This is a genomic window from Bradyrhizobium sp., from assembly GCF_049798375.1.
In the GTDB taxonomy this organism is placed as follows: domain Bacteria; phylum Pseudomonadota; class Alphaproteobacteria; order Rhizobiales; family Xanthobacteraceae; genus Bradyrhizobium.
Genome location: NZ_JBARGP010000586.1, coordinates 1 through 4038, shown reverse-complemented (window position 1 = coordinate 4038; position 4038 = coordinate 1). Strand labels below are relative to the sequence as shown.

The 4038-nt window shown below is 63.3% G+C and carries 5 protein-coding genes and 1 tRNA gene; 1 reads left to right on the top strand and 5 read right to left on the bottom strand.

Translation table 11 applies throughout. The features are described from left to right. The 3 genes from carB to WA702_RS23495 form a co-directional block, all read right to left on the bottom strand. Positions 1-1118, bottom strand: a 1118-nt coding sequence (gene carB / locus WA702_RS23505; RefSeq protein WP_425112951.1) for a carbamoyl-phosphate synthase large subunit, incomplete at its 3' end; no start/stop codon positions are given. A 276-nt stretch (positions 1119-1394) separates the two neighbouring features. Beyond that, positions 1395-1471 (bottom strand) — tRNA-OTHER (locus WA702_RS23500). A gap of 83 nt (positions 1472-1554) precedes the next feature. Next, a complete protein-coding gene (locus tag WA702_RS23495) occupies positions 1555-2259 on the bottom strand; it encodes a class I SAM-dependent methyltransferase (protein ID WP_425112950.1) in 705 nt (234 codons plus the stop codon). Between the two features lie 114 nt (positions 2260-2373). Between WA702_RS23495 and WA702_RS23490 the strand changes: the two genes are divergently transcribed. After that, positions 2374-2901, top strand: coding sequence for a Dps family protein (locus WA702_RS23490; RefSeq protein WP_425112949.1), 528 nt, complete (start codon positions 2374-2376; stop codon positions 2899-2901). A gap of 91 nt (positions 2902-2992) precedes the next feature. Here the strand turns inward: WA702_RS23490 and WA702_RS23485 are convergent, their stop codons facing one another. Continuing rightward, on the bottom strand, positions 2993-3523 hold the full coding sequence (locus WA702_RS23485) for a hypothetical protein (protein WP_425112948.1): 531 nt from the start codon (positions 3521-3523) through the stop codon (positions 2993-2995). 74 nt (positions 3524-3597) lie between these two features. Next, on the bottom strand, positions 3598-4038 hold a 441-nt coding region (locus WA702_RS23480), incomplete at its 5' end, for a PaaI family thioesterase (protein WP_425112947.1).

The following is a 4038-nucleotide window of genomic DNA, read 5'->3' as shown; positions in this document are numbered from 1 at the left end:
GCGACCTTGGCGATCGGAAAACCGGTGGCCTTGGAGGCGAGCGCGGAGGAGCGCGACACCCGCGGGTTCATCTCGATCACGACCATGCGGCCGTCGGCCGGATTGACGCCGAACTGCACGTTGGAGCCGCCGGTCTCGACGCCGATCTCGCGCAGCACCGCCAGCGAGGCGTCGCGCATGATCTGGTATTCCTTGTCGGTCAAGGTCAGCGCCGGCGCCACCGTGATGGAATCGCCGGTATGCACGCCCATCGGATCGAGGTTCTCGATCGAGCAGACGATGATGCAATTGTCGTTCTTGTCGCGCACCACCTCCATCTCGTACTCCTTCCACCCGAGCACCGATTCTTCGATCAGCACTTCGTTGGTGGGGGAGGCGTCGAGACCGCGCTCGATGATGTCGAGATATTCTTCCTTGTTATAGGCGATGCCGCCGCCGGTGCCGCCCATGGTGAAGGACGGGCGGATGATCGCGGGGAGGCCGATCTCGGACAGCGCCATCAGCGCCTCGCCGAGCGCATGCTCCTGGTAACGCTTACGGCGCTCATTCTCGCCGAGCGTCCATTGCCGCTCATGTGCCTCGAGCTCGGCGCCAGAGAGCTTCTCGCGTTCGGCCTGGTGCTTGTCGCGATACCGCTTCTTCAGCGCCGAGGCATTGGCGAGCCGCGACTTTGGCGTCTGCAGCCCGATCTTCTCCATCGCGTTGCGGAACAGCTGGCGGTCTTCGGCCTTGTCGATCGCGTCAGCGGTGGCGCCGATCATTTCGACGTCGAACTTCTCCAGCGTGCCGAGCCGGCGCAGCGACAGCGCGCAGTTCAGCGCGGTCTGGCCGCCCATGGTCGGCAGCAGCGCAAAGCCGCCGGGAACGACGTTGCGTTCCTTCTCGATGATCCTGGCGACGATCTCCGGCGTGATCGGCTCGATATAGGTCGCATCGGCCAATTCCGGATCGGTCATGATGGTGGCCGGATTGGAATTGACGAGGACGACGCGATAGCCCTCTTCCTTCAGCGCCTTCACCGCCTGCGTACCCGAATAGTCGAATTCACAGGCCTGGCCGATCACGATCGGTCCGGCGCCAATGATCAGGATGGTGGAGATATCGGTTCGTTTCGGCATTCAATCTCACGGGCTCTGGGGCCGGAAAGCAGGCACAAAAAAAGGGCGCGCAAACTGCGCGTCCCCACAAGGGCCTAGGTCAAGGCCAAGGCGCGACCAGTCCTCGCGCGCAAGCGGGTCTTTAGACCAGTTTCCCCGGGGCGGAAAGGGTTTAGCGGCCTGTCGACCGCCGATTTATGTGGTTACCGCACTGTTTCCACGGGAGCGGCCGCAGGATGGTCGCCGCAGCACGGCAGCGGCTGGCTTGCCGAGCCGAAGCTGCGCCGCAGCGTAGGCTGGAGGCCCGGCCTGGACTTGAACCAGGTTCAAGAGCGTTGCACCGCTCTTCGCGTCGTAGCTTCCGCCACCGGGCCAAGGTCAAGATGCCCGATCACGGCGCTGTGAGCCAGCATCGGTATCCATTAACCCTAATTTTGTTTCCGAACATGTCCGCCGCTTAGCTGCCTCCTAGTGCCAGCCGGGCCACGAACGTCGTCCGCCAGCGATTGTGGCCGATGTTCTTTGGCGCGCGGACCGGATTGAAGCCGGCCTTGGTCAGCTTGGTGAGCATGTCCTTTTCGCTGTAGCGCTGCAGGCCGACCTTGGTGCGGAGCTCGCGATAATCCGACAGGGCGGTCTTGACCAGGCCGACCAGGGCGTCCCTGAGAAAGCCGTGCTTTGAGGCGAACATCAACAACGCCAGCACGTCCCTGGGCATGCCGACCTCCGGCCGCAGGATGTCGCCGAGCACCAGCCGGCCATTGGGCCTCAACAGCCGCCGGATCACGGCGAATGCCACGTCGAGCTCCTCCGGCTTCATATATTGCGCCACCGAGTTCATCACCACGAGGTCGATCGACCCCTCCGGCATGTTGCGGAGCTCTTCCAGCGCGCGCACCCGGATCTTGGTGTTCGGCGCAAAGCGGGCGATCAGCCGACCGCGCACGCCCGGCGCCGGCTCGGCCAGGATCAGCATGCCGCAGGCCTCGGCGACCTTGGCGGCCGAGAGCGCCTCGCCGCAGGAATAATCGAGCACGACCGCGTCAGGCGAGGGGATGTAGCTGATGATGTCGCGCGCCAGACCGGCGAAGTGCAGGTCGCGATGCAGCTTGCTCGCGTAGATCGTATGCGTGGAATCGTAATAATCGATCCAGTCATTCATGGCATCAAAAGTCCGGGAAACCCGGTTCCTCGGATGGAACCGGCGTCATCAGCGAGCGTTAAAGGGTCCGATCACCCCTGTCTATCTCAAGGTTTCTAACAGGAAGGTTGCCCCGTGAGTAAAGCAAAGACCGACAAATCCGCCCCCGATCTCGACACTCCGAGCGATCTGTCCCCGGACGCGGTGAACAAGATCTCGGCCGCGCTCAACGCGCTGCTGGCCGATGCCTTCGCGCTCTATCTGAAAACCAAGAATTTCCATTGGCACGTCAGCGGTCGCCACTTCCACGATTACCATCTGATGCTGGACACGCAGTCGGACGCGATCTTCGCCACCACGGACCAGCTCGCCGAGCGCGTCCGCAAGCTCGGCGGCATCACGATCCGCTCGATCGGCCAGATCGGCAAGCTGCAGACCATCAAGGACAACAACGAAGATTATGTCCCGCCGCGCGAGATGCTGCGCGAGCTGATGGAGGACAACAAGCACATGGCGGCGGCGATGCGCAAAGCCCACAAGCTGTGCGACGATCACGAGGATTCCGGCACCGCGGGCCTGCTCGAGACCTTCATCGACGAAACCGAGCGCCGCACCTGGTTCCTGTTCGAGGCCAGCCGCCAGGAAGGCAGCAACGCGGCGTAGCTCGTCATTGCGAGCGAAGCGAAGCAATCCAGAGCCCGGCAAAGATCCTGGATTGCTTCGTCGCTAACGCTCCTCGCAATGACGATGGTATCTATTTTTGTCCTCGCCACAACCGCACCAGCGGCCCATCCGCGCCCATCACCGGATCGCTCGCCGGCAGCGGCACGAGGGGGATCGTGTCGAGGGCTTTGGCATAGTTTTCGGGCGTCGGCCGGGTCACTTGCATCTTTGGCCCCGGCGGATAGGCGCCGACCACGCTGAAATCAGAGCTGGCCGAGATGCGCTGATGGCCGGTGCCTGCAGACAGGATCGCGACATCGCCGGTGGCGAGATCGAGCACCTTGCCGCTGTCGCCGCCGAACCGCACCTTGGCCGTTCCGCGCGCCACGCCCAGCGCCTCATGCACGGTGGCATGATAGTGCAGATAATCGAAGATGCCGTTGCGCCACATGTCGCCCCAGCCATGGGCGCCGAACAGGTTTTCGATCGTCTTCTCTGGATCGCCGTTCGCGACATCCACGACGCCCTTGTAGACCAGGAACGGCAGCGGATTATTCGGCACCAGGCCGTCATCCGCGAACACGATGGCGAGGGGCTCGGTCTTGTCCTTGACGTCGGGCATGACGTGGGTCCTCCGAAAGATCGTCGAAGGATTCAACTGTGGTTGCCGGCGAGCGTTCCGGATCATCAATCCCGTCATTGCTTCGGCAGCTCGAACACCAGGCAAGTGGTGGTGGCATGTGCCAGCAGCTTGCCCTTGCCATCGATGATCCGCGCCTCGGCGGTCGCGGCGCGCCGGCCGAACGAGAGCGTCTTGCCTTCGGTGCGGACCACGCCGGAGTCCCTGGTCATGCCCTTGATGAAGGATATCTTGAATTCGAGGGTGGTGTAGCCGATGCCCTGCGGGCACATGCTGTGCACCGCGAGCCCCATCGCGGAATCCAACAAGATCGCGGCGTAGCCGCCATGCACCGAGCCGATCGGATTGTAGTGTCGCAGGCCGGGCACGCTGTGCAGCACGACGCTGCCCGCCTCGGCGGTGCAGTCGAACGGCTCGACCGTCTGCATGATCGGCGGTTGCGGCAAACTGCCGTCGAAGATGCCACGCACGAAATCGAGCCCCGGCCTGGAAGCGAG

Excerpts from the sequence above, each read along its gene's own strand:
- WA702_RS23495 (WP_425112950.1), bottom strand. The coding sequence starts at position 2,259 with ATGAATGACTGGATCGATTATTACGATTCCACGCATACGATCTACGCG.
- WA702_RS23485 (WP_425112948.1), bottom strand. The coding sequence starts at position 3,523 with ATGCCCGACGTCAAGGACAAGACCGAGCCCCTCGCCATCGTGTTCGCG.